Origin of the sequence: Paenibacillus wenxiniae, assembly GCF_039822605.1 — a bacterium.
Classification (GTDB): Bacteria; Bacillota; Bacilli; order Paenibacillales; family Paenibacillaceae; genus Saccharibacillus; species Saccharibacillus wenxiniae.
Map to the genome: position 1 here is coordinate 267,405 of NZ_JBCGUH010000004.1, position 23,596 is coordinate 291,000.

General features: G+C 45.5%; 29 protein-coding genes. All 29 read left to right on the plus strand.

Going from position 1 to position 23,596, the window contains the following annotated elements; all coding sequences use genetic code 11:
• The first annotated feature begins 189 nt into the window (after window positions 1-189).
• Window positions 190-696, plus strand: a complete 507-nt coding sequence (locus tag AAHF22_RS09880; RefSeq protein ID WP_347324828.1) for an ArpU family phage packaging/lysis transcriptional regulator — start codon at window positions 190-192, stop codon at window positions 694-696.
• 237 nt (window positions 697-933) lie between these two features.
• The gene (locus AAHF22_RS09885) at window positions 934-1,398 is read left to right on the plus strand and encodes a hypothetical protein (RefSeq protein ID WP_347324829.1); all 465 of its coding nucleotides are present in this window, start codon (window positions 934-936) and stop codon (window positions 1,396-1,398) included.
• 642 nt (window positions 1,399-2,040) lie between these two features.
• Window positions 2,041-2,460 (plus strand): phage tail terminator family protein, encoded by a 420-nt coding sequence (locus AAHF22_RS09890; RefSeq protein ID WP_347324830.1) that lies wholly within the window; start codon window positions 2,041-2,043, stop codon window positions 2,458-2,460.
• Window positions 2,461-2,516: 56 nt separating this feature from the next.
• Window positions 2,517-2,690 carry a YqzN/YkzM domain-containing protein gene (locus tag AAHF22_RS09895; RefSeq protein WP_347324831.1) on the plus strand — a complete coding sequence of 58 codons (174 nt, stop codon included), beginning with the start codon at window positions 2,517-2,519 and terminating at the stop codon, window positions 2,688-2,690.
• Window positions 2,691-4,007 carry a phage tail sheath family protein gene (locus AAHF22_RS09900; RefSeq protein WP_347324832.1) on the plus strand — a complete coding sequence of 439 codons (1,317 nt, stop codon included), beginning with the start codon at window positions 2,691-2,693 and terminating at the stop codon, window positions 4,005-4,007. It abuts the gene before it with no gap.
• A 1-nt stretch (window position 4,008) separates the two neighbouring features.
• A complete protein-coding gene (locus AAHF22_RS09905; protein ID WP_347324833.1) occupies window positions 4,009-4,470 on the plus strand; it encodes a phage tail tube protein in 462 nt (153 codons plus the stop codon).
• Window positions 4,471-4,985: 515 nt separating this feature from the next.
• Window positions 4,986-5,408 (plus strand): phage tail assembly chaperone, encoded by a 423-nt coding sequence (locus AAHF22_RS09910; protein WP_347324834.1) that lies wholly within the window; start codon window positions 4,986-4,988, stop codon window positions 5,406-5,408.
• Between the two features lie 181 nt (window positions 5,409-5,589).
• Complete coding sequence (locus AAHF22_RS09915; protein WP_347324835.1) at window positions 5,590-7,476, plus strand: hypothetical protein; 1,887 nt, start codon at window positions 5,590-5,592, stop codon at window positions 7,474-7,476.
• Window position 7,477: 1 nt separating this feature from the next.
• Window positions 7,478-8,230 (plus strand): LysM peptidoglycan-binding domain-containing protein, encoded by a 753-nt coding sequence (locus AAHF22_RS09920; protein WP_347324836.1) that lies wholly within the window; start codon window positions 7,478-7,480, stop codon window positions 8,228-8,230.
• Window positions 8,227-9,192: an XkdQ/YqbQ family protein gene (locus tag AAHF22_RS09925; protein WP_347324837.1), complete on the plus strand. Its 966-nt coding sequence runs from the start codon at window positions 8,227-8,229 to the stop codon at window positions 9,190-9,192. The genes AAHF22_RS09920 and AAHF22_RS09925 overlap by 4 nt, the downstream gene beginning before the upstream one ends.
• Before the next feature lie 2 nt (window positions 9,193-9,194).
• Window positions 9,195-9,470 carry a DUF2577 domain-containing protein gene (locus AAHF22_RS09930; RefSeq protein ID WP_347324838.1) on the plus strand — a complete coding sequence of 92 codons (276 nt, stop codon included), beginning with the start codon at window positions 9,195-9,197 and terminating at the stop codon, window positions 9,468-9,470.
• Window positions 9,467-9,877 (plus strand): DUF2634 domain-containing protein, encoded by a 411-nt coding sequence (locus AAHF22_RS09935; RefSeq protein WP_347324839.1) that lies wholly within the window; start codon window positions 9,467-9,469, stop codon window positions 9,875-9,877. The genes AAHF22_RS09930 and AAHF22_RS09935 overlap by 4 nt, the downstream gene beginning before the upstream one ends.
• Window positions 9,878-9,881: 4 nt before the next feature.
• A complete protein-coding gene (locus AAHF22_RS09940) occupies window positions 9,882-10,961 on the plus strand; it encodes a baseplate J/gp47 family protein (RefSeq protein ID WP_347324840.1) in 1,080 nt (359 codons plus the stop codon).
• On the plus strand, window positions 10,954-11,541 hold the full coding sequence (locus tag AAHF22_RS09945) for a putative phage tail protein (RefSeq protein WP_347324841.1): 588 nt from the start codon (window positions 10,954-10,956) through the stop codon (window positions 11,539-11,541). The genes AAHF22_RS09940 and AAHF22_RS09945 overlap by 8 nt, the downstream gene beginning before the upstream one ends.
• Window positions 11,538-11,819: a ketopantoate hydroxymethyltransferase gene (locus AAHF22_RS09950; protein ID WP_347324842.1), complete on the plus strand. Its 282-nt coding sequence runs from the start codon at window positions 11,538-11,540 to the stop codon at window positions 11,817-11,819. The genes AAHF22_RS09945 and AAHF22_RS09950 overlap by 4 nt, the downstream gene beginning before the upstream one ends.
• A gap of 2 nt (window positions 11,820-11,821) precedes the next feature.
• The gene (locus AAHF22_RS09955; protein WP_347324843.1) at window positions 11,822-13,945 is read left to right on the plus strand and encodes a hypothetical protein; all 2,124 of its coding nucleotides are present in this window, start codon (window positions 11,822-11,824) and stop codon (window positions 13,943-13,945) included.
• Window positions 13,946-13,957: 12 nt separating this feature from the next.
• A complete protein-coding gene (locus tag AAHF22_RS09960; protein ID WP_347324844.1) occupies window positions 13,958-14,281 on the plus strand; it encodes a YomQ N-terminal domain-containing protein in 324 nt (107 codons plus the stop codon).
• Between the two features lies 1 nt (window position 14,282).
• Complete coding sequence (locus AAHF22_RS09965) at window positions 14,283-14,444, plus strand: hypothetical protein (RefSeq protein WP_347324845.1); 162 nt, start codon at window positions 14,283-14,285, stop codon at window positions 14,442-14,444.
• Between the two features lie 487 nt (window positions 14,445-14,931).
• Window positions 14,932-15,819, plus strand: coding sequence for a hypothetical protein (locus AAHF22_RS09970; RefSeq protein ID WP_347324846.1), 888 nt, complete (start codon window positions 14,932-14,934; stop codon window positions 15,817-15,819).
• Window positions 15,812-16,150 (plus strand): YqzN/YkzM domain-containing protein, encoded by a 339-nt coding sequence (locus AAHF22_RS09975; protein WP_347324847.1) that lies wholly within the window; start codon window positions 15,812-15,814, stop codon window positions 16,148-16,150. Before AAHF22_RS09970 ends, AAHF22_RS09975 begins: the two co-directional genes overlap by 8 nt.
• Before the next feature lies 1 nt (window position 16,151).
• Window positions 16,152-17,609 (plus strand): phage tail sheath subtilisin-like domain-containing protein, encoded by a 1,458-nt coding sequence (locus AAHF22_RS09980; protein ID WP_347324848.1) that lies wholly within the window; start codon window positions 16,152-16,154, stop codon window positions 17,607-17,609.
• A 100-nt stretch (window positions 17,610-17,709) separates the two neighbouring features.
• On the plus strand, window positions 17,710-18,117 hold the full coding sequence (locus AAHF22_RS09985; protein ID WP_188773551.1) for a phage tail tube protein: 408 nt from the start codon (window positions 17,710-17,712) through the stop codon (window positions 18,115-18,117).
• Between the two features lie 423 nt (window positions 18,118-18,540).
• A complete protein-coding gene (locus AAHF22_RS09990; protein WP_347324849.1) occupies window positions 18,541-18,975 on the plus strand; it encodes a phage tail assembly chaperone in 435 nt (144 codons plus the stop codon).
• A 23-nt stretch (window positions 18,976-18,998) separates the two neighbouring features.
• Window positions 18,999-19,121, plus strand: coding sequence for a hypothetical protein (locus tag AAHF22_RS09995; RefSeq protein ID WP_347324850.1), 123 nt, complete (start codon window positions 18,999-19,001; stop codon window positions 19,119-19,121).
• A 47-nt stretch (window positions 19,122-19,168) separates the two neighbouring features.
• Window positions 19,169-21,079 carry a hypothetical protein gene (locus AAHF22_RS10000; RefSeq protein WP_347324851.1) on the plus strand — a complete coding sequence of 637 codons (1,911 nt, stop codon included), beginning with the start codon at window positions 19,169-19,171 and terminating at the stop codon, window positions 21,077-21,079.
• Window positions 21,080-21,116: 37 nt separating this feature from the next.
• Window positions 21,117-21,761, plus strand: a complete 645-nt coding sequence (locus AAHF22_RS10005; protein WP_347324852.1) for a LysM peptidoglycan-binding domain-containing protein — start codon at window positions 21,117-21,119, stop codon at window positions 21,759-21,761.
• Window positions 21,758-22,741 (plus strand): XkdQ/YqbQ family protein, encoded by a 984-nt coding sequence (locus AAHF22_RS10010; protein WP_347324853.1) that lies wholly within the window; start codon window positions 21,758-21,760, stop codon window positions 22,739-22,741. The genes AAHF22_RS10005 and AAHF22_RS10010 overlap by 4 nt, the downstream gene beginning before the upstream one ends.
• A 31-nt stretch (window positions 22,742-22,772) precedes the next feature.
• Window positions 22,773-23,144 (plus strand): hypothetical protein, encoded by a 372-nt coding sequence (locus AAHF22_RS10015; protein WP_347325004.1) that lies wholly within the window; start codon window positions 22,773-22,775, stop codon window positions 23,142-23,144.
• Window positions 23,137-23,595, plus strand: coding sequence for a DUF2634 domain-containing protein (locus AAHF22_RS10020; protein WP_347324854.1), 459 nt, complete (start codon window positions 23,137-23,139; stop codon window positions 23,593-23,595). Before AAHF22_RS10015 ends, AAHF22_RS10020 begins: the two co-directional genes overlap by 8 nt.
• The last annotated feature ends 1 nt before the right edge of the window (window position 23,596 follow it).

Consider the following 23,596-nt stretch of genomic DNA (forward strand, 5'->3'; position numbering starts at 1 on the left):
GTATGATGGAAAGGACGTGTTCAAACAGCCATCATGCCATATGTCATTGTGTTTTTGTTGCCAAAAGGCAAAATAAGATGCTATCTGTAACGAATTGTCTCTGCTTATGGCTTCATTTAAAACTCTATTTTTAAAGTTCTATTTTAAAGCCCCACTCATTATAACTATTACACTAAAGGAGTGTTGTACATGAACCCGATGATTTCTCTGCCCGAATTGGACCGCCGTCAGACTCGTACTGCTGTGGAGGCTGTCTTTGAAAAATATCGTATTTATAAAACGATCACCTTTGAAATTCGTGAAACGTCAGTAACTGCTTCCTATGAAGCAAGAATGCACGGACCGACAAATATGACTAGCGACCCGACAGCTGGCGCAGCCATTTACAATGTAGATACTCCTGCTGCACGACGTGCTTACTGCGAACGAGTAGAATTGATCGTCGCTCGTCTTAGTGAACGTGAACAGCTACTCATTCGCGAACGATATTTGAAGCAGGATGATGTGTTTGATTATAAGGTATACAGTCATCTGTTTGATCCGCCGATCAGTAAAGACACCTATGTCAAAATTCGCAGCAAAGCGTTCTATAAACTAGCACTTGCTTTTGCAGATAGCAGTATGATCCGTCTCGATGAATTGGCACCTGCGAAAAAACGCATACGCCGCACAGATATGAATTGCAGCTCATTGTAATATAATCACCTGTTTGCAGAAGTGTAAAGACTGTCCCGATAACGGACAGTCTTTTTATTTATATGATTCGTAGCCGTCTTGCTCCGGTTATGTACACATAGAGAGAATCATACTGTACGGGTAAAAAGTCACCATAATGGCAGAATCGATAGCATATTTCATTATTTTATGTTATTTTATGGTAAAAAATACGTGATGCCCCTTACATAAATATGTATAGATAGGAGTTATTGTTCCGTGAAAAGTGAATCGCCTGTCACCACCCCATCTGGATCTGAACGCGTCTGGTCCAACCATGTCCGTCGTGCCTGGCTGTTTGATAGTACGATTGTATCGCTAGTGGTCGGTTTGTTCGGAGCGATCTATCTGAATTTTGCACTACAACAGATGACCGTCATGGAGCCGGTTAGTCTGCGAGAGCAGCTTATGTTGTTTTTAATTTTCTTTATTCCGCTCGTCAGCTATGGATTGATCGTGTTAGCGCCGCTTAATGGCTGGATTCGCTCCAATGTTCGTCGTATGCTGCTTCAGTTTCTTCTATTTAATATAGTAGCATTACTGCTAACACAAATCGTTATCAGCGCATTGCCATTGCCAGATGCGTTTGAATCTCCAATGGTGCTATGGTGTATTCCGATCTTCGGTATGATTTCTTATTTGTATTCGAGCTTGTTTTTGAGTCAGGCCTCTGCGGCGGTATAGGTAGAAGAGATGGAAGAGTCGAAGTTGCATGAAGTTATATCTAGTGTGCTTTTTGGATTGGATGTAACTTGAGAATCGGCCAATAATGATATGATGAGTGGTATTGAATTTTTGCTGTATAAATATATAGATGTATAAAGTAAAGAGATGAAATGAGAAAAAATGAGCTGGAACGAGACATAATGAGACGAAATCAGCTCAGGATGCGCTAGGTATACATCCATACGTTAAAATACATCCATACTTAATAGAAATGAAAAATGAATTTCAATTGTGGTTTAAGAGCTTCCGGTGCAGGTGCTGGAGGCTCTTTTTGTGTTTTCTTACGAGTTATGAGGCGATCTCCAGTGTCGTCTGCTTTTTGGCAACTTTCGTACTCTATGATCTCGCATATATTCGCCGATAATCGTCCTTTTTCCGTCCGAACGACCGTCTTCGTTAGGGGAAAAACAAGATAAGATTGTAATATCGGAAAACGAGCAACACCGTATTCCTCATGATAGAGGCACATCATTTCATTCATAGGTATGGAGGTTGGTGTCGGCGTGGATTGAAACATAACAGACTACCAACACTCGCTTTTCGACAAATTTGGTTGAAGGAGGTGAGGTGCCATCCTTCCCCATAAAGGAGGAATTTGCTATGAATGCACAGCAGTTAGTTGCGCTCGTGCAAACGTCATTGGCGACACGCTTTCCGGATGTTCCATTTTATCGTGCAGAGCAAAAGGAATCGGAGCAGCCAAGACTGGAATACCGATTGGTAGCGGTTGATTTTACAAGAGAGCGAAGCGATCGATTTGTACGTGTGTATACGCTGGAAATTCGTTATGTGCCGCTCCATAACCGATACGCAGATGAACAGATCGAAGGTTTGTTTGAAGCGCTGGAGACGATTGGTAGTGGGGAGACATTATGCCGTGCGAGTGAGCTGCGCTGGGATACGGATGATGGTGTGCCGCGTATGCGCATTGCGTATCCAGTACGAACGGTACAGCCTGCGGCTCCAGGTGTGCGGATGGGCACGATGGATCAGCATCTACATGCTTCATCTGTACGTTGATATGATCAGTGGATCGCACAGCTGCAAAACTATGCACGTAAAGGAGCTTAGTAGCGATGAGTGAACCAGAACAGGCGGTAGCCTATCGTAAGGAACAATTTCTGACAGCAGATCGATTCACACGTCTGGAAAAGGATGTGCTGGCGGGTCTGCTTCAGTCAGACAATATGTATACGATGGAACAAGCCCAGCATTTGCTAGATCAATTTATGAATAAGGAGGCCAACTAAATGGCTGGAGGAACATATACAACACAAAATAAAATTCGCCCGGGTGTCTATATTAATTTTGTATCAGAGGGACAACTGCCGGGAACACTCGGTGAGCGTGGCATCGCAAGTTTGGCATTGAATCTGGATTGGGGTGTAGCGAAGAAACCGATTACGATTGTCGCTGGCGATAATACGCTGCCAACGCTTGGGTATGACTACACTGCACCGCAAATGTTGCCCGTTCGCGAAGCGCTTAAACGTGCACATAAGCTGATCGTCTATCGTCTGAACGATGGTACGCCAGCAGCCGTTACGGTTGCCCCACTTACGGCTACCGCTCGTTATAGCGGTGTTCGTGGTAATCAGCTTGCTATCGTTGTACAGCAGAATATCAATGATGAAAAGCTGTTTGACGTGATCACATTGCTGGATGGTACTAATGTAGATACGCAAACGGTCAGCGATGCAGAGCAACTTACTACGAATGCGTATGTCACTTTTTCTGGTAAAGGTAAACCGGTTGCTACAGCAGGTGCACCACTTACCGGAGGTACAAGCACTACAGCAACGAATGCGGATCATACCGCGTATCTGGCGCAACTGGAAGCACTGGAATTCCAAACAGTCGGTCTCGTTTCGGACGATGCTTCCCTGAAATCGGTCTATGCTGCGTATATTAAACGCCTGCGTAATACCGAAGGCAAAAAAGTACAGGCAGTCCTTGCCAATTATCCCACTGCGGATCAAGAAGGCATCATCAGTGTCAAAAATGGTGTTGTGCTGAGCGATGGTACAGTGCTGGATGCGAAGCAAACGGTCGCATGGGTAACCGGTGCTACCGCAGGTGCGGCGGTAAATGCGTCACTGACGTATACAGCCTACGATGATGCGATTGATGTCAACGGCAAGCTGACTCATTCCGAGACGGAAGCGGCGCTGCAAAAAGGTGAGTTCTTGTTTACCGCTGGCAATGATCGCGCAGTGGTGGAGCAGGACATCAATACACTTGTATCGTACACACCGGAAAAAGCACGTCATTTTGCTAAAAACCGTGTCGTGCGTGTACTGGACAGCATCGGTAACGATATGAAGCGTATTTTTGAATCGTACTTTATCGGTAAAGTGAACAACAATACGGACGGACGCAGCCTGTTCCGCTCACAATGTGTAGCCTACTTGAATGATCTGCAAAATATCGGAGCGGTGCAGAACTTTGATGCACAATCAGATATTACTGTAACGGCTGGCAATGAAAGTGATAGCATCGTCGTTGAACTGAATGTACAACCGGTCGATTCCGTGGAAAAAGTATACATGAAAGTGAAGGTGGTTTAAGATGACATTTTTGAAGGCGAAGGACACCATTTCCGGTCAGGAAGGCCGTGCATTTGCAACGATTAACAATCAGGTGGAGGAAATGTTTTATATTAAAACATTGGAAGCTACCGTTGAAAAGCAAAAAGCAGAAGTGAAAACGCTCGGTCGCCGCGGCGTTCAGCATAAAGCAACAGGCTGGTCTGGTTCCGGCACGATGACCATTTTCTACATGACATCCCGTTTCCGTCAGATGATGCTGGATTATATGAAAACAGGTGTCGATACGTACTTCGATATCGAAGTGACTAACGAAGACCCAACGTCCAGCATTGGCTACCAGACGATTATTTTGCGCGACGTCAATCTGGATAGTGTCATTATGGCTTCGCTGGATACGGAGTCGGACGCGCTGGAAGAAGAAGTGGCGTTCACGTTTGACGGGGTAGATATTAACCAGGCGTTTAATGCTCCGGCGCAATAAAGTGTGCTAAACCATAAGATGCGGATGCTTGATGTAGCTGGATAGAGGCTCGGTGGATCTGGATGCTTGATGTATTTATATGAAGAGGGTTGATGTACCTGAATGCGAATGCTTAGTGCATCTGGATGTAGAGACTGGTTACAGATGGATGTAGATATTCAGTGTACTTCGATATTCGCTATAGAGGCGATCGGGTGTAAGTCGCTCGTTATATACGGATACCAACCGTTCACAGATGCAGCGAAACCGCTATTCCCAAAATGTATAACGTAGAATTTTGTAAATTAAATACGTATAACAACGAATAAATAACGTGGAATGGATGTGCTATATGTTCTTCGCAATAAATCGAATTCATGAGCATATCTATTCCTGTTAACGAAAAGATGTCGAATGTTCGATCGAAATAAAAGGTCGTACACGCTATCTGTATGTCAATGAACAGTAATGCAGGCACCATTAACGTGCTATGAACATAATTTAACCCTATACCATAAATCAGGAGGCCATTTCCTATGAGTGAATTGAGTTTATTTTTTGCACAAAATGTAGCTTCAGACGTAACCGAAGATTTTATCGTATCCACACGTTTCAAAAATGCAGACGGTGAGCCAGTCGCATGGAAGCTGCGCAGTATGACAGAGGACGAAAACCAGGAATGTCGTAAGGCAGCAACACGCAAAGTGAAAGGCAAAAACGGTGTCTACACCCCGGAGATTGAACCGAACGATTATATGGCGAAGCTGATGAGCGCAAGCGTTGTTTATCCTGATCTGAAAAATGCCGAGCTACAAAAATCGTACGGTGTGATGGGTGCTGAATCCCTGCTTCGCAAAATGCTGCTGCCGGGTGAATTTGCTGCTCTTGGCGAGCGTGTGCAGGAACTGAACGGTTTTAACCGTGACATGAATGAGCTGGTAACTGAAGTAAAAAACTAATCAACGGGGGCGACAGTGAGGCCAATTTCGCTTACTACGCCCTCCATGAGTTGCGTATTCTTCCGCATGATCTGATGAACATGTCGACTCGCGAACGAGCTGCTATTTATGCGATGATTGCGATTCGTGTGGAAGCGGAGAAGCAGGCACAGCGGAAGGCAAAAGGAAAGAGGTGAGATTATTGCCAGCATTTTTAGAAGCGATTGGAATTGCTGATACACTTATTTCAGGAATACAAGGGCAAATGGATCGATTGCTTAATTCTTTTAAACAATTTCTAAGTAATGTAAAAACTGTATTTCAAACTTTGTATGAAGTATTACGTTCAGTATCACAAGGTCAGTTTTTGAAAGATCTGATCATTGTGAACGCAGGGGGTAATGCGAAAGGAAACAAAATATTTGAAGATTTTCGAAAGGAAGCTCTGAGGACAGGGCAGGATGTTCAGGATTATTTAAAAGGAGGCTTAAGCTTATTTTCTATTACTAATGAACAAAAAAATCTGGACGAGTTGGCTAAATATGCTAATACATTAAGTATTCTCTCGCCAGATGGTAAAAGTATGAGCGATGCCTCCAATTCTATCATTGCAGCTTACAATGGAGACACTTCCTCTCTTGCTTCTAATTTTGGTATTTCACAAGGTGTTATCGATCAGTCCGATATTAAAGAAAAAGGTTCTAAAGGCGATGTAAATGGTTTTTTAAACGCATTAGAACAAATTATGAATCAGTCTGCTAAGACAGAGGCGGCACTAAATCATATGATTGATACGCCTTCAAGAGAGTGGAGTACACTAGTTGGGAATTTTAAATCGAGCTTATCCCAAATGGGAGAAGGCGCACTTTCAACATTAATGCCTTCAATTAAAAAATTAAATGATGCATTGGCAAATGGAGATTTTGCCCCATTCATTGAAATACTGAGTAGCGCATTTAATGTAGTGGCTGCCGTAGTAGGTGTATTAATAGAGAGTTTGATGTATCTTGTGACTGTGGTGCAAAATAATTGGGGGCTTATTAAACCCATTTTGATGGCAATTGCGACCATATTCCTTGTGACGATTATTTCGCAGATTCTTATGATAGGAACTGTATTGTTTGCTTTAAGTATTCCATTACTTCTTACAATAGCGATTCTCACCAGTATTATTAATTATTTTAGCGTGCTTGGTATTACTGGAGAGGATGTATTAGGGCTTTTGATTGGCAGCTTCTTAGTGTTTGTTGGAACCTTACTGAACGGATTTATTTTTATATATAATCACTTTGTTGCATTATATGAAGTTCTAGCAAATCTTTTTGTAGACCCTCAGTTTGCACTTGAACAATTTGTGTATTCTGCCAAGGTAGGTATTATCGGAATGTTATACAGAATCACAAAGGCAACAGAAGATTTTGCCATTGCGTTTGCTACTACAATTAATCAAGCCTTAGCATCAGTCAGTGAATATTACAATGCAATGGTGCCATTAATAAATAAAGTAAAAAAAACGAATTTGCCGACGATCCATGTTAAAACAGATCAAGAGATTCAGAATACTGGTCATGATTGGAGTAATAAACTAAAAGCAAGTATGGATGCAATTGAGCCTCCAGTTGCAACTGGAAATGTAGTAAGATTGCCACGTAAAGAATACTATGATACTACAGCTTTAATGCAAAAGGGCAAAGATATTGCTCACAATATAACTAATATGGGTAACGGTTTGGGTAGCAACTTTTTTGGTAAGGATAGAAATTATCCTCCTCCAAAAGGAAAAACGGATACAGCAACGACAAATCCTTATTTTAATCAATCGGCTTTTCCAACCAGTATCGATAATGTGGGCAATGTAGACAACCTCGCCCATGTCGGCGGAACGGTCGACATCTCCAGCGAAGACCTCAAAATGATGCGTGATCTCGCCGAAATGCAGGCGATTCAGCACTTCGTCACGCTCACGCCAACAGTACAAATGACGACCGGCGACATTAATAGCGGTGCCGATCTGGATACGATTGTTGGGCACATCGGACGTAAGCTGGAAGAGGAATTTGTTTCAACGGCACAGGGGGTGTACACCTAAGATGGAGGAATACGGTTTTTTTCTGGCATATAACAACCAGGCGGAAGTGCTGCGTTTACCGGTTAATCCAGAAAAGCTGGAAATCAACAGCAGCGGAGATGGGAAAAGCTATACCATCATCGATCTGGGTGAAATTAACTCAATTCAGCCGAATAAATTGCGTGAAATTACGCTGGAGAGCTTTTTCCCCGGACAGCGTTATCCGTTTGTCGTGGGAGAGACGCTGCATACACCTTATTATTATATCGAGATGATCCGTAAATGGATGGAGACGAAGCGTCCCATCCGTTTTGTTTTTTCAGCGCTGCAATTGCCGGAGCGGGCGCTATCGAGCAGTCTGGCGCAAAGCTCGCAGCTGGAGCTGGAACGGTTTACTTCGGAAGAGACGTTTATGGCGATCAATATGGCGGTGAGTATTGAGAAATTCGACTGGAGTATAGCGGCAGGCGATTCGGGAGATATTCAATTTAAACTGTCACTCAAGGAGTATGTCTTTTACCGTGCACTCAAGGTCAAAGTAAAAACAGATACCAAAACAACGACGGTAGCTAAGAAGCGTACCGATACGAAGCAAACGCCCAAAACGTACAAGCTCGTTGCCGGTGATTCGCTCTGGAAAATTGCCAAAAAGCATCTGGGTGACGGCGGTCGGTACAAGGAAATTCAGAAGCTCAATGGTATCAAAGACAGCGAGCTGCGTAAGTTGCCGATCGGTCTGGTCATCAAGCTGCCGCAGAAAGAGGCATCGTCATGATCGGACTGCATATCGATAATAAACAGGGCAAGCTGTGGGATCTGTCTGGTATCGTATCTGATATTACGTGGAAGACGAGCCGAATTGGTAAACCGGCTTCACTTGAATTCACGCTCGTTGGGGATGGATTATATCAATGGAAAGATTTTGAGGTGCAAAATGGCTATGTGGTTCGCTTCACGTACAATGGAGCGAACCTTTTTTATGGTTATGTGTTCACGATTAGTACCGGGACAGACAAGCAATTAAAAATTACGGCATATGATCAGGTACGCTATTTGCTTGGCAATGATACCTTTGTGTTTACCAATGTGACGGCAGATGAGGTCGTGCGCCAGATCGCTGTCAAAAACAACCTCAAGGTGGGCAAGCTGGATAAAGGAGCGTATACGATCCCTTCGATGCTAGAAGATAACAAAAAGTTGCTCGATATCATTATGGGTGCGCTGGATCGAACGCTCGCTTATAAAACGCAATTGCTCGTATTTTACGATGATTTTGGGCAATTGCGTTTGCAGAACATTTTGCAAACCGAGCCAGTGACCATTTTGGGCAAAGGTCATTTTTTATATGATTATTCGATTAAAAAGAGTATTGATTCGGAGACGTATAACCAGATCAAATTTTATCGGGATAACAAAGAAACCGGGCATCGTGACATATTTATCCGTAAGGATAGCAACAATATTGGTGCATGGGGACTGCTGCAAAAGTATGAAAAGGCTGAAGACGACTGGAATGAGGCACAGCTTCAGGAAGCGATTGACCGCAGACTTGCTCTGTATAACCGTGAACAGGTGACACTATCGGTTGATGCGATTGGTGATGTCAAAGTGCGTGCAGGACGGTTTGCGTATATTTTACTGGATGAATTTGATACTCAGGTCTATCTGATTGAGGAATGCAGTCATAAGTTTACAGGGACCGATCATACGATGTCCCTGGATGTAAAGGTGGTGTAACTATGCTTGATATTATTCGCAAAGCGAGTCTGGGTGCCGTATCCAATACGAATCCGATGGCGGTGGTGTATGGAACAGTCATCAATACGACTCCGCTGGAAATTAACATCGATCAGCGCTTTACTCTTCCTGCTTCGGTGCTCGTCATTCCAGAGACGATCAGCAAGCTAAGCTCAGGTACACAAACCGGTTTGCAGCTAAATGACCGCGTGCTCATGCTGCGCGTACAGGGCGGGCAAAGTTATGTGGTGCTGGATCGGCTGGTGAATGGCTCATGATTCCAACTGGAATGCAATTGCTGCCCGATCAGGATATCGATACGACCGCTTCTGTTATGCCTGGACTTACCTACAGTTTGAATGTGGAAAAGGGCGTGATTGCTGGAAAAGTAGACGGTTTGGATGCAGTGAAGCAGGCGGTACTGAAAATTCTGAGTACGGAGCGTTATCAGCATCTTATTTATAGCAATGACTATGGGATCGAATGGAAATCGATTTTAGGTAAAGATCATCTGTATGTGCGTGCTGAAATTCGCCGGCTGATTACCGAAGCGTTGCTACAGGATGATCGGATTGAAGCGATTTTGGATTTCCGTACGAGCTGGGCAGCGGCGGATGAGATCCGAGTGAGTTTTACGGTACAGACGCTGTATGGATCATTTCAGATCGAGAAGGAGGTGAGCTAAGCGTATGTACGAAGCTCAAACGTATGAAGCATTATTGGAACGTATGCTGGCTCGTGTATCAGATCAGATGGATAAACGTGAAGGTAGCATCATTTATGATGCACTGGCGCCAGCGGCGATCGAGCTGGCGCAAATGTATGTGGAATTGGATGTGCAGACGAAGCTGTCGTTTGCAGATACAGCGACGGGTGAATATTTGGAACGACGGACGGCAGAGTATGGTATTCAGCGTCAGACCGCTTCTGCGTCAGTGCGAAAGGGGCTTTTTTATGCAGCAGATGGTTCTAAAACCGAGGTGCCGATCGGTAGTCGACTTGCTAGTGGTGAGCTGATCTATAAAGTGACCGGACGACTGGCTGTAGGCGAATATGCACTGGAATGTGAGACAAAAGGTGAGATAGGCAATACCGCCGTTGGCGCTCTGTTACCGCTGGATTATATCGCTGGATTGGCTGTAGCTACACTGGATGGTGTGCTCGTACCTGGTGAGGATACAGAACATGATGAAGCGCTTCGTAGCCGTTATTTGCAGGCGATTAACGAGCAGCCGTTTGGCGGCAATGTTGCGGATTATAAGCAAACGATTCAGGCGATGGAAGGCGTTGGCGGCGTCAAGGTATTTCCAGCGTGGCAGGGCGGCGGAACTGTCAAATGCACGGTCATTTCCAGTGACGGCCGCAAGCCATCCAGTGAATTGATCGCTCGTATCCAGACGGCCATCGATCCTGAAGTGAATAAAGGACAGGGGCTGGGACTGGCGCCAATTGGACATCGCGTCACGATTGCTGGGGTGGAGGAAGTCGTCATTACGGTTAGCGCCAAGCTTACGCTCACACCCGGTACAACGATCGGTCAGGTACAGGCGGATGTGAATGAAGCACTGTCCTCCTATATCAAGTCGTTGACAGCAGACTGGCGTAATCAGGAACAAATCATCGTGCGTGTCAGTCAACTGGATGCCCGTATGCTAGGTGTGAAAGGTGTCGCTGATGTTAGCAACACGACGATTAACGGACAAGCAGGCAATGTGACGCTTGGAGCGGAACAAATTGCCGTATGGGGAGGAGTGGGCAAGCTTGAATAATCGGCTAATGCAATATGAGCCAGACTATTACCATCCAGTGCGCGAATTTATCGCTCTGCTGGATACAGAAGAGATCGAGCTGGATACATTGGAAGCAAGTCGTTTAAAGCTGTTTGCCGATCAGTTTGTAATGACGTCCAGCGAGCAGGCAATTCGTCGCCGGGAACAACAGCTGCACATTCAAGCTGATCCTGAGCTAGAAACGCTCGATTTTCGCCGTCGCCGCATCGTCAATCGCTATACGACCAAGCCACCCTTTACGATCCGGTATTTGCAGCAAAAGCTGGATCAGTTGCTTGGTGAAGGCAAAGCAACGGCTGGTGTTGATATTCAGAAATTTCTGTTAACGATCACAGCAAGCTTGAGCGACGCAGCCATTTTCAAAGAGGTCAATTATACGGTGCAAACGATCAAGCCAGCTAACTTGAAATATATCCAACAAACCTCGCTACAAGATCGCATTACATTACAGGAAACGGCATATCGATATGCCAGTGAACGTGCGACTCGTCTATCTACGGGCTGGAAGCTGGGAAGTACGCCATTTATCAGGCTGGGAGAGGAGCAGCAGATTATATGATTCAAACTAAATATTTGCAGGAAATTGCCAGTTATACGAACAATCTGATTGCCAAAGTGACGCTTAACGGTCAATACGATATCACGACATTTACCGTAAAACGGGTTTCCGATCAACGTATCGAATTGGAATATCTGATTCCGGCCGCGGATATCACTTCCATTAACCTGCTGGAACTGCGCTCAGCGACCAATGAAGTGCTGGGAAGTAGCGATGTATTCATTCCCATCGCAGCGGATACGGTCATCAAACAATATGTAGAAGTGAAAGGAGCTTAAGCATGGATTATCAGGCAAAAACGGATTGGACCTATAACGATACCGTTACCGAACAGGATATGAACCGCATCGAAGCCGGACTCGGCGATTTGCATCAACGCTTGGACACGCCAGCAACGAGCGAACTTGTACTACAGCCGGGCACGCAGACGATTCAGGTGGCTCGTGACACCCCGTTTCATTTGAAGGGGATTTTTGGGCGAATGCTGCTCAATCTGCTTGGACGAAACGGGAATTGTGAGAGCCTGAATGGTTGGGTATTTTCAGGCACCGGAACGTTGAATACGAGCCAGTTTGTTATAGGTACGGCTTCGATTCAGATTACTGCCGGTTCAGGTGGGGGCATTATATCGCGAAATGTAGAGCTAAAGGCAGGAAAAACGTATGTACTGGCAGCTTCAATCAAGCTGGGAACCGCAACAGGGGCAGCCGTTAGTATAACAGGCATCGTCAATGGTTCGGTTGTGACATCATCAAGCAATTTTGCAACATCGTATATGCGATTTACAGCAACATCATCCACCCATACGGTTGCGATTGTGCTTCAGGCAACACAGGGCCAGACGGCTTATGTGGATGCGATTCGGTTGTATGAGATTTCGGCAGCAGAGTATAGTCAGCTCGGTAATATGACGACCAGTAAGGTAGAGCAAACATATCCGTATACAGAAGGTCTCTGCGCTATAAAAAAACCGTATGCGATCCGCTGGACATCAGCAGCAAAGACGAATGTAGCTGCGATGCTCGCTTTGGATACAGAGTTGCTGGCGCCGCCCGTTCCAGCAGATGATGCAGAGCGGGATCGGTTGGAGCAGGGTGTGGATGGGCAGTATTATAAGATGTCCAATCACTATCGTTATAGTTTGACCGGGGCGAACATTAACGTAATCACTAGTGCTAATTATTCCGGTTACAAATGGATTCGTCTGCAATTACCTGTAGCTCCTATAAAAGATACAGGATATATGATTAAATTTGACGGTTCAGTGATATCGCGTGTTAATCAAGGAGTATCTCCTTCCAAGCCGGATCAGCATGTTGTACTGGATAGCACAGATAGTGTACCTAACAGTGTACTTGTAACGGTTGCCAATTCGGACAGTGGTTGGGGCGAAGATTATGTGCCGTCAATCGACGAGATTAAAGCTTATTTTTATGGCTGGGTTATGGGAACTCAGGCATCCAGTGGAACATTTACGATTGGATATAACAAAACCGGAACTAAAGCTTGGCGAGGATTAGTCAATGATACTGGTTCGGGTACTGTAGATTTACCAAAAACTTATTTTCAAGATCAATATTCGCAGCCTGATTGGAAGCCGTATGAGATTGTATACAAGCGGGCTTCTGTATTCACCGAGCCTGTAGTATCAGAGGGTAGCCTGAGTCTAATTAAAGAAGAAAATATAGTTGAAGTTGGTAGCGGTTTAATACTACGTGAAACTGCAAAACCTGTGTCGGGAGATGGGACAAATTATTATATTAACGCACGAGCTACCTTTGCTGCGTCTGCATTGACTTATAATTCGATAAGACCCCTACTCATTTATCGAAATGGCTTATTAGATACATGGGGACAAAATAATGAAGGTGATAGCTTTGGATCGAGGCAGGCAGCTCTGTCAGGGAATCAATTTGACAAAACAGCATCTTATGCAGTCACTTACTTTGCACGTAATACGTTTCCAGCAAGCGTATTTCCAGGCACTATCTCGATCAACGAACGAGCTACTCTGGATAATCTTATTCGCGATGTACAGCAGGCAACACGGCGAGTATCGGTAGTCGAAAGTAAAAAAGCAGATCAAAATTATCCAATCTGGCTTGTGCCCACATTACTGAATGGCTGGATGAATACAAGTAGTAGGCAGCCACTCCAATATCGTAAAAAAGATGGAATGGTTATGATTCGAGGTGAGATCAAATCCGGAACCGTAGGAGCGGTTATTTTTAGGCTACCAACAGAGTATCGCCCTAAATACACGGCTAAATACGCTGTTAACTGTTGGTCTGGGTCCGCTGTAGTTGGCGCGTCACTTATTATCTACCCGACTGGAGAAGTTCTTATAAGTGATGGTAATAATAATGAAATTGGATTAGGGACTGTTATATTTGCTATAGACTAGGAGGTATATTGTATGAAGGCTGTACCACTTGTAAATGAGCAAGGTTATTTTGTCGAAGATGTACTCGTTGAGGAATCTTTCACTAATACGATGTTATCAACAAATAAAAATACAATCATTTCTACACCTGTTCCACCAGGTCTTTACCAGCCACGCTGGGATTTCGAGCAATCTATCTGGGTAGAAGGTATGTCCGTCGCAGACATTGCCGCCCTTCAGCCAGTAGCCATCGAAACACCCGAACAGAAAATCACACGATTGGAACAATCCGATCTGGACAATAAAGAGCTGATTGCATCGTTGTATGAGATGCTGGTTGCACAAGGAGGTCAATAATTTGGACAGTACCAAAATGAAATTTGCTGAAGTGTACTGGACGCTTGTGCAGGCAGGACGCCGAACGGAACAATCGATTCCAGCAGAGCTACGAACGGCGTATGAGGCGATTAAGGCTGCGCAGCTACCGACTACACATGCAGGTGAGACGACAGCAATCTAATTTGACGATATTAAACAGGTTGCACAACAGATCAGAATATACATCACATACGATGTACAGGAGGATCTGCTGCTTGATGCAATATATGTGCTATAGCCTATTTACACTGTATTCGTAGCCTCTTAAGAGCTTCTGGCGCATGTGCCGGAAGCTCTTTTTTTGTGTCCAAAATAGATGGTGACACGGTTCACGTAAACAGCCTGCTTTTTTGCAACGTTCCCACTTCATTATCTCGCATACTTCCACCAATAATCGTCTTTTTTCCGTCTAATACACCGTCTCCATTAGGAGCGAACCGGTGTATTATTGTATTATCGGAAATGAAGCAAAAGAGCACATCACCGAAAGCACATACGCTAATGGATCGGGACCAGCCAATAGAGCTGGTCCTTTTTAATGCGGTAGATTGTGACAGTGCTTCATTTCTGTTTTGTTGTATGAATTTGTTAGGAGGGAGGGGAATGCAATTCCAAAGATCAGGGCAACGTTGAAAGCCAAACTGGCAGAGCTGATTCCGGAATGGCAGGGGAAGGTGCTGGATATTCCAATTGCGACCACGTCATTAAGCGGATCATGCGCAGTCATTACCTTTGCTGAAGAAGTGCAAAAGTCATCCTGGGCAGGATATCGACGCATTGTTAAAGTGTGGCCTTACGCGGCACCGACGGCTGGCGGAATGGAACAGGTGGAAGCATGGTGCGATGTGCTGATCCGTAAGCTACATCAGACGCGATTGGTGGATGATACGGGTGCTGCGTTTACATGCGTGTATCTGGGAGCAGCGGACAGCGATCATCTGGATCTGACCGGTACATTGTTGACAAGGCCGATCCGTTTTGGAGTGTATGTGCCAGAGCCGGCAGGTGAGGAAGCAACGACGCTGGTCAATTCTTCAACGGCTACAATCACAGCGGCTTCATCATCGATCGAGCCTGCTGATCCGTGGCTACAAGCGCTTAATCGCTGGACGCATGAGCAACTGGGCGAAGAATGGACATTGTATAATGATGCCTGGCCTTCCGGTTATGTGGCGCCATCGATTTTGTGGCGATTGACCGGGGTGAGCAGTGCAGCCGTAGGCACATCTACTTTTGAGCTGCGCAAGCAGTGGATCGGTCATGTGTATGGGATGAGCGAACAGCAGAACAAGCGTATCGCTGCCGAACTGGTAGAGCGACTGAATGCTGTAGTAAAGCTACCGCTTCATACCGAAGAACGCCGTTATGTGACGGTAGGTGAAGCATCCGCCGATGTACAGGCAGATGCTTTTTTGAATGGGCAAATTCGCTTGACGCTGTTCCGGCGTACATCGCGTGATTTGCCCAATGCCCCACTTATGCGTGAGGTGCATCAGAATCCGGTGCTGGATGAGTAGACAAAAGATTTTCCAGCTTTTATCCGAGCAGGTATATGGATTCGTCCGTAGTCGGTTGGGGCAGCATGAACACAGGCCTGCTCAGCACGCAGAACATGGTATGGAGATTACGAACAGAAATGAGGTTGATTGCATGACGGTAACGACCGATACATCGGCAGAACAGCAGGCGCGCTATTCATTGCAGGATCTGCTGCCGTATGCGCAAACGACATTTGGTGTCAAACCGGAAGTTATGCATGGTGTATTCCATGATGCGACAGATCGCACATTTACGATTGAAGAAGTACACACACACATCCAACAATTTATGAAAGCGAAGGTGGACTAATATGGCAGGCGGAACTTGGGAAAGCACGAATCGACCGGTATTACCGGGTTTGTATATGAATTTTCAGGCGGCAGCAGCTTCAGCGATTCAGGGCGGCAACCGCGGTACGGTGGTTGTACTCGTAAAAGGCAACTGGGGTCCAGAGAAACAATTTGTTGAAATTGGCAGTGAAACAGCGATCACGACTACGTTTTCTGGAGACAGCGACAACGGTGCAACCGCATACGGCTCGCTTTATCTGGCACTGCTGGGTGGGCCGAAAAAGCTGCTTGCGTATCGTTTGGCAGATGATACGGCTAAAGCGGCGAGCATCAGTTTGAATGCGGACACGACAGCCGTATTGAAGCTGGAAGCCAAATATACCGGTACACGTGGTAATGGCTTTAGCATTACTGTCCAGCCAAGCATTGCTGATAGCAAGAAGCTGGAACTGCGTCTGTATGAAGGTGCACGACTACTGCGCTCCTATGTATCGTCTACCGGTACAGCAGCAGATTTTGCGGCACAGATCAATGGCGATCCAGATAATGCGTATGTGGTGGCATCCGTACTTGGTGCAGGTGGCGTACTGTCGAATGTGGCTACCGCTGCATTTGCAGGTGGTATTAGTGGTAATACAGGTCTGCTCAACGCTGACTATATCGAAGCGCAAGCAGCGCTGGAAGCGGAAAGTTTTGACGTGCTCGCACTCGATTTTGCTGCGGATTCGGCGCTGCTGCAAAGCTTCTCGGCATGGGTGAAACGTGTACGTGGTGAAGGAAAAGGCATCACGATGGTAGTTGGCGGTAGTGCTGCGGATGATGTGTCTTCCAAAGCGGCTACAACGGCAGCAACACGTTCCCTCGCTTTGAACCATGAAGGTGTGATCAACGTCGGTACTGGCGTGCGTATCGGTACAACCGACTACAGTTCTGCACAGACAAGTGCGTATGTGGCAGGTCTGATCGCAGGTCAACGTTTGAATGAATCGACGACGTATCATGTCGCTCCATTTGACGATGTAACTCGCCGCTGGACACGCTCGGAGCAGGAGCAGGCTGTGAAAAATGGCGTATTCATTTTCTTCCACGATGGTCGTCAGGTAAAAGCACTACGTGGCGTGAACAGTCTCGTTATTCCAGGTGCTGGTCAAAACAAAGCATGGAAAAAAATTCGTTCGATTCGCGTTATGGATGCAATTAACAGTGATTTGCAGCGTGCGGCAGAAGAATCTTATATCGGTAAAGTGAACAACACTGAAGAAGGCCGACTCGCACTGATCGGCGCGATGAAAGACTATCTCGGTTTGCTGGCACAGAGCAGTGTGATCGAAGCCGCTGGCTTTGACGTCATTCTGGACCCGGCTTATTATGGCGATGCGCCAGTACAGAAGCCGGAGGCAGATCAAGTATTCCTGCAATGGAATGTGAAGCTGACCGATGTGATGGAGCAGCTGTTTGGCACATTTTACGTGCAGTAATCCGTAACAGGTTGCGATTGAATTTAGGCAATATAAGCAATTCAGGTAATACAAGCAATATCAAACTATCATACTAACGATTCCTGAGGAGGAACAAACTATGCTGGACGCTTCAAGAGTGATTTTAGGTACACATGGACAACTGCACATCGATGGTGTGTGGCAAACACATATTAACAAGCTGGAAGCAAGCGTGGAGATCGAGAAGCGCGAACTGAACCTGGTCGGTAATGACTGGAAAGTACACAAAAATGGCGTGAAAAAAGGAACCGGCACAATGACCGGTTACAAAGTCACATCCGATATGATTCAACGTGGTTTCCAAAAATTCGATATTATTTCCAAACTGGATGATCCCGAATCGTATGGTCACGAACGCGTGCGTCTGATCCGCTGCATGGCTGACAAAATCCAGCTGGCTAACTGGACGGCTGGTGAGGAAGTGCCGGAAGAAACGACATTTACGTTTGAAGGATACGAGCTGCTTGATCCGATCGTAGCGAACTGATTTATATTGGTATGGGGCAGATAAGAAGTAGCAAGTGAATAGGCGATTATGCGCAGTAATAAGAAGTGATAGGTAATAATGGGAATTTTAAGTAATTAATAGGGATTAATAGAAAAAATAGGCAATAGCGTATGATCGCGACAGAAAGTATAAAGAAAAAGGTAGGGCACACGATCGGGCAGGTCAGCTAAGCTAAGCGGGTTTGTCCTATATCGTTGTGCCTTTTCTTTATCTTACTAGTGGATCGGCTGAATGTACGGAGTATGCGGGTACAGGCAGGAGTGCAGGAACAAGCACAAGAAAAAGAGCAAGCACAAGCAGCATGGAACATAGCAAGATGATGGCTATGATTCAGGATATAGGAAGTCGAATTAAGCTACTATGCCAATACAATATCTATTATTTTACGGGAGGCATTTAATTATGAGCTTGAATGAAAATATGTCAGAAGAACAAATTTTGGATAGTCTGTTTGAAGCGGCGGATAAACTGCCGGAGGAAACGGTGCGTATTCAGCGTTTGGATATGTTGATGACGCTGCGTGGGTTGACTTCGAGCAAGGTGGATAGTATTCGGGAGCGTTGTACGGTGCGGAAGACGGTGAAAGGTCATACCGAGGAGAAGGTAGACGGCGAGACTTTTAATGCATTGTTGATTTCGGAAGCAACAGCACAACTGGAAGTGAAGGGACTAGCTTTAAATGGTTGGGGTGATCCGCGTATTACAAGTCGTTTGAAATTGTCTGGCGGCGAGCAAGCAGTGCGCCGAATGCTGCTGGCAGGTGAGTTGGACGCTGTTGGCGATAAAGTATTGGAATTGTCCGGTTTTGGCGTGGAGCTTGAAGACTTAAAAAACTAATTCATTCCGGTGGAGTGACGACAATGATGTACCATATGTGGGTACGTCATCATCTTCGACCGGGAGATTTCTGGCAGTTGTCGCGCGGGGAAAGAATGATGTTAATGGCATTTTCGCAGGAAGAAATGAGTTCGATGAATGATTGATTATATCATTAGGAATCGATCGATTTTTATGAAAAGGAGGGGGTAGTTTGTCTTCCATAAACAATATGGATTTGAAATCGACTGCCAGGTATTTTGATCAAATAGGTCGATCTAGTCAGCGCTTGGCACGTATAGATTATCCTAATATCAATAAACTCAATACGTCTTTGCAGCTTACAAAAAAACTATTCGACCAGGTTCAACAAAAAAGTAAGCTTTTATCAGGTATGCAATTTACTAATATTGATATTCTTAATGAGAAGTTAAAAAGAACGGAACAACAATTGAGTAATATTAAAAGTATGGATAAAAAGCTTTCTAAGCTTACTCTTGAGGTGCAAGTGACAGTAAACAGTAAAGTGACAACTGCGTTAGAGTCTTTGATCAATAAACTAGGTTCGCTTCCTAATAGTAAAGCTAATTCATCTTCTGAAAAATCAACTGAAGAGAAAGCTATTATTGCAGCCAACTATCAAAAATCAAACAATGATGTTTATCTTGCGAAAATGAATGCTAAGAAAGCTGGATATGAAGGATTCAAAGCCCCACTAGATGCAATGAAAGCACCATTTGATCTTGCAAAAGCACCGCTTGATTTATATAACACGATAGTCAAAGTTAAAGAAAATCGGCAAGCAGCAAAGAAGAAAGATACTGTGATTCCTCCAGCAACTTCGACAACTGATGCAGGGGATAAGACAGCAGGAGCAGGTAAAACAAAAATACCCAAAGATTTTGGTAGGGTAAAGACAATTGTAGAGAAGCCAATCATAAAGTGTTATCCCAAAGTTACAGTGAATTGTTCTTGTGATCATGGCGTGGGAAGCGGTTCTAAGAAAAAAGGTAAATCTGGAAAAAGAAATAGATCCTCGTCAGGATCTAAATCGATACGCAGAGGTTATTCATCTGGTACTCGAGGGTATTCTCCTAATCCAAGAAGAACAAGCACAGGATCTCAACCAAAAGTGGTCGTTAGTACAAGTACACCTACTCCAAATCCAAGTTCTCATGCTAGAAATAGTGGCCGATTAGGTAGAGGTGCTCGTTTAGGTATCGCTAGCGGAGCGGGCTTACTTGGTCTTGGCGGTGCTAGTTTAACTGGAATGCCGGCGATGGGAGAAATGGCATCAAAAGTGACCGATAAACTTGAAGGCAGTAAAAGCGGCATAATGAAAGGAATAGGTAAAGGCTTACTCAGTGGCGGGTCCAAGTTGTTTGCTCCTTTAAGAATTGCAAGTAGTATTGCGAGTGTTGCAAGAGCAAAGCCAGGAAAACGAAGTGGCGCGATCGGATCTGCTGTTGGTGGTACAGCTGGAGCGGCACTTGGAGGTGTTTTAGGAAGTGTGATTCCTGTTGTCGGAACAACGATAGGTGCAATGGCTGGTGGAGCACTTGGAAGTTATGTGGGTGAGAAACTAGGAGAAACGAAGATTGCAAAAGATGCAATAGGCGCTGTCTCCAAAGGCATCACCGGAACATTCGACTACTTGTCAGATAAAACGAAAAATATTAAAGAAGGTTTTATGAGCTGGTTTAACGGGCCGACTAAACCAACTACATCGCCACCTCCCGTAGTCCCAGCTGTTAATCCAGCAGCAACCTTACCAGCGGCATCCATCGCTAGTGCAGGTGCTGTGAATGCGGCTGCGCGGCCGCCAGCTCCAGCCGTAGCTGGAAAAGCAAACCCATCCGGCGCGCTACAGCAAGTTCAACTGGATCCGACTCAAATGAAAACCATCTCCGGCTACTTAACTGACCTCAAAGCTCAGGTGACCAACTCGATTGCTGTGAATGTTCCAGCAGGTGCTGTGCAGGTGACTGTCCATGAAAACGAAATTGATTACGATGCGCTGGTGATCCAGATTGGACAGCGTGTCGTTAACGAGCTGCGTAAATCTATGCAAAATCGTAAACCAACCGCACCAGCGACAACATCGGCTAAGCCAATCATGGCGTAATACAATCCTTGCATTTAGCGACGAAAGGAGGAACCCCATGGACATCTACCTGATCGACGGCACACGGAACTTTTTCCATTTCCCCGTTAATCCAGAGGAAATTACGATCTCTCGCTCCAAAGGCTACGAGACAGTCAATATGCTGGAACACGGCGAATTTGATTTCACTCAGGGCGATAAAATTAAAGAAATCAGCTTCTCGTCCTTCTTCCCTAAAGATTACGATCCGTCCTATTGCCGCTACAGCAATTTACCGACTCCACAGGCAGCGACGAATCAACTCAATCAGTTTCTCGTCTCCAAAAAGCCTGCACAGCTTGTCATTACCGGCACAGGTGTCAACGTACCTGTATACTTGATCACCTACAATACAACTTTCCGTGGCGGTGAGCCTGATGATATTTCCTTTGAGTTAACCTTTCGCACATGGCGAGATGCTAAAGTACAACCCTCAAAGGCTGCTTCTCAAGGCAAAACGACCGGGAAATCCGGTTCTCGTACCGATCTCAAACAAACGGGTAAAACGTACATCGTTAAAGCTGGAGATTCCCTATCCAAAATCGCCAAGCTGGAACTGGGAGATAGCTCCAAATGGAATGCCATTTATAAGCTAAACACGAAAGTAATCGGCGGCAATCCAAATGTCATCAAACCCGGACAAAAGCTGGTGATGCCATCATGAGTTACAAGGTCATTGCGAAAAACGAGTATGATCTGACCTCGCTAGTAGAAACCATTAGTTTAAAAGACTCCCTGGATCAGATTGCATATCAAGCAAGTATTCGTTTGGCGGTACGAAGTGGCGCAGGTCTGCCTGCTTTATCGCCGGGAATGGATATTCGAATTAGTGGTATTCCATTTGGCAGTAAGCAGCTACATCCAATTCTGCATCCCGGTGTGATCTGGGAAATCGAGAGTACGAATAGTGGCAGCAAACGGCTTAATATGACCGTTTATGACCGCATGATCTATTTAGAAAAGTCGGAAGATGAATATTTATTGCCTAAAGATCAGACGGCGACTCAACGAATCAAAACCTATGCAAAAGACTGGAATATTTCACTTGGCGCTATTCCAGATACGAAAACGAAGCTGGGCAAAGCCGTCTATCGCGCCCAAACGATTTTTGCAATGATATTCGCCGATCTTAAAGAAACGGCCAAGTCTGGCGGTCCCATGTTCCATCCACGGATGACTAGCCGAGGATTGGAAATATTTGAGCTGGGCAGCAACAGTAAAGTAGTGGAGCTGGATCGTCTGATTGATCTAACCCAGATGCGTACACTGGAAGGTGCGATTACGAAAGTAAAAGTATTGGCAGCCAATGAAGCTACCAGTGGCAAGGAAGTACCTTCCAAAGTGCTCGCTATGGAGTCCAAAGACACTGATACGCTCGGTACGCTGCAAAAGCTCGTTAATGACGACCAGATCAAAACCGCAGATGCTGCTAAAAAATACGCTAAAAACATGCTAACTGGGGTACAACAAACATTTACCGTAACCGCACCGGATATCAATACGATCCGTGCGGGTGATGCCGTCCTACTCAGTGGTATGAATCTGATCGTGATGACAGCCAGTCATGATTTGGGTAATCCGGGCACGATGACATTGGAACTGGCGACCCAGGATTATGTCAGAAGGAGGTATTATCTTGAGTAAAAAAGATCCATACGGACATTTTGCCGATGTGATGCGTTCCACCATGTCCAAGCATACCCAGCAAGCAGTGAGCGGTCTCGGTGCTGTACTCGGTACGATGACCGCATCCGGTGTGAAACTGGACGACTTCAAGCACGAGATTCAGGATTATATGATCGCCGAACTGCCGGGTTTATTGGAACTGCCGCAACGTATCTATAGGGGCAGCGTGCATTCGCAAGGACAGGGGACGTTTCACGGAGGCGCTACGCTGAGCGATTATGCATTTGATGAATCCAAAGTAGAAGATACTGTTTTACATGTGCAGCAAGGCTTGAAGCCGGGTGACCGTGTGCTGGCACTGCGTGTGAATAGCGGCAATGATGTGGTCATCGTATGTAAGGTGGTGAGTGCAGGTGGCTAATTTGTTTCCAAGTACAGACGATTTTATATGGGGTGATGAAGAAGCTGTCGCCGCTGCTGATCGAAGTGAGGTTGAATTCGGACGAAGCTGGCGGTATGACTATGATGCTGGCGATTTTGTGATGACGCCAAGCGGACGTGTCGCTGTTGCTGATAGTAAAGAAGCATGGGTGCAGTGGTGTCATAAGGCGCTGCTTACACCGCGCTATCGGCATGTGATCTATTCGCGTGATTATGGGAGTGAGCTGGATACGTTGATCGGCACCGGACAGGGACGTGCAGTGCTGGAAAGTGAGCTAACACGTATGGTCACCGAAGCATTGTTAGTCGATGCACGTACAGCGGCAGTCGATCAGTTCGCGTTTACATGGGCTGACGATCATTGCCAAATGACATGCCGTGTGACGAGTGTGCAGGATGATGTTGAAATTTTGGAAAGCGAGGTGATCTGAA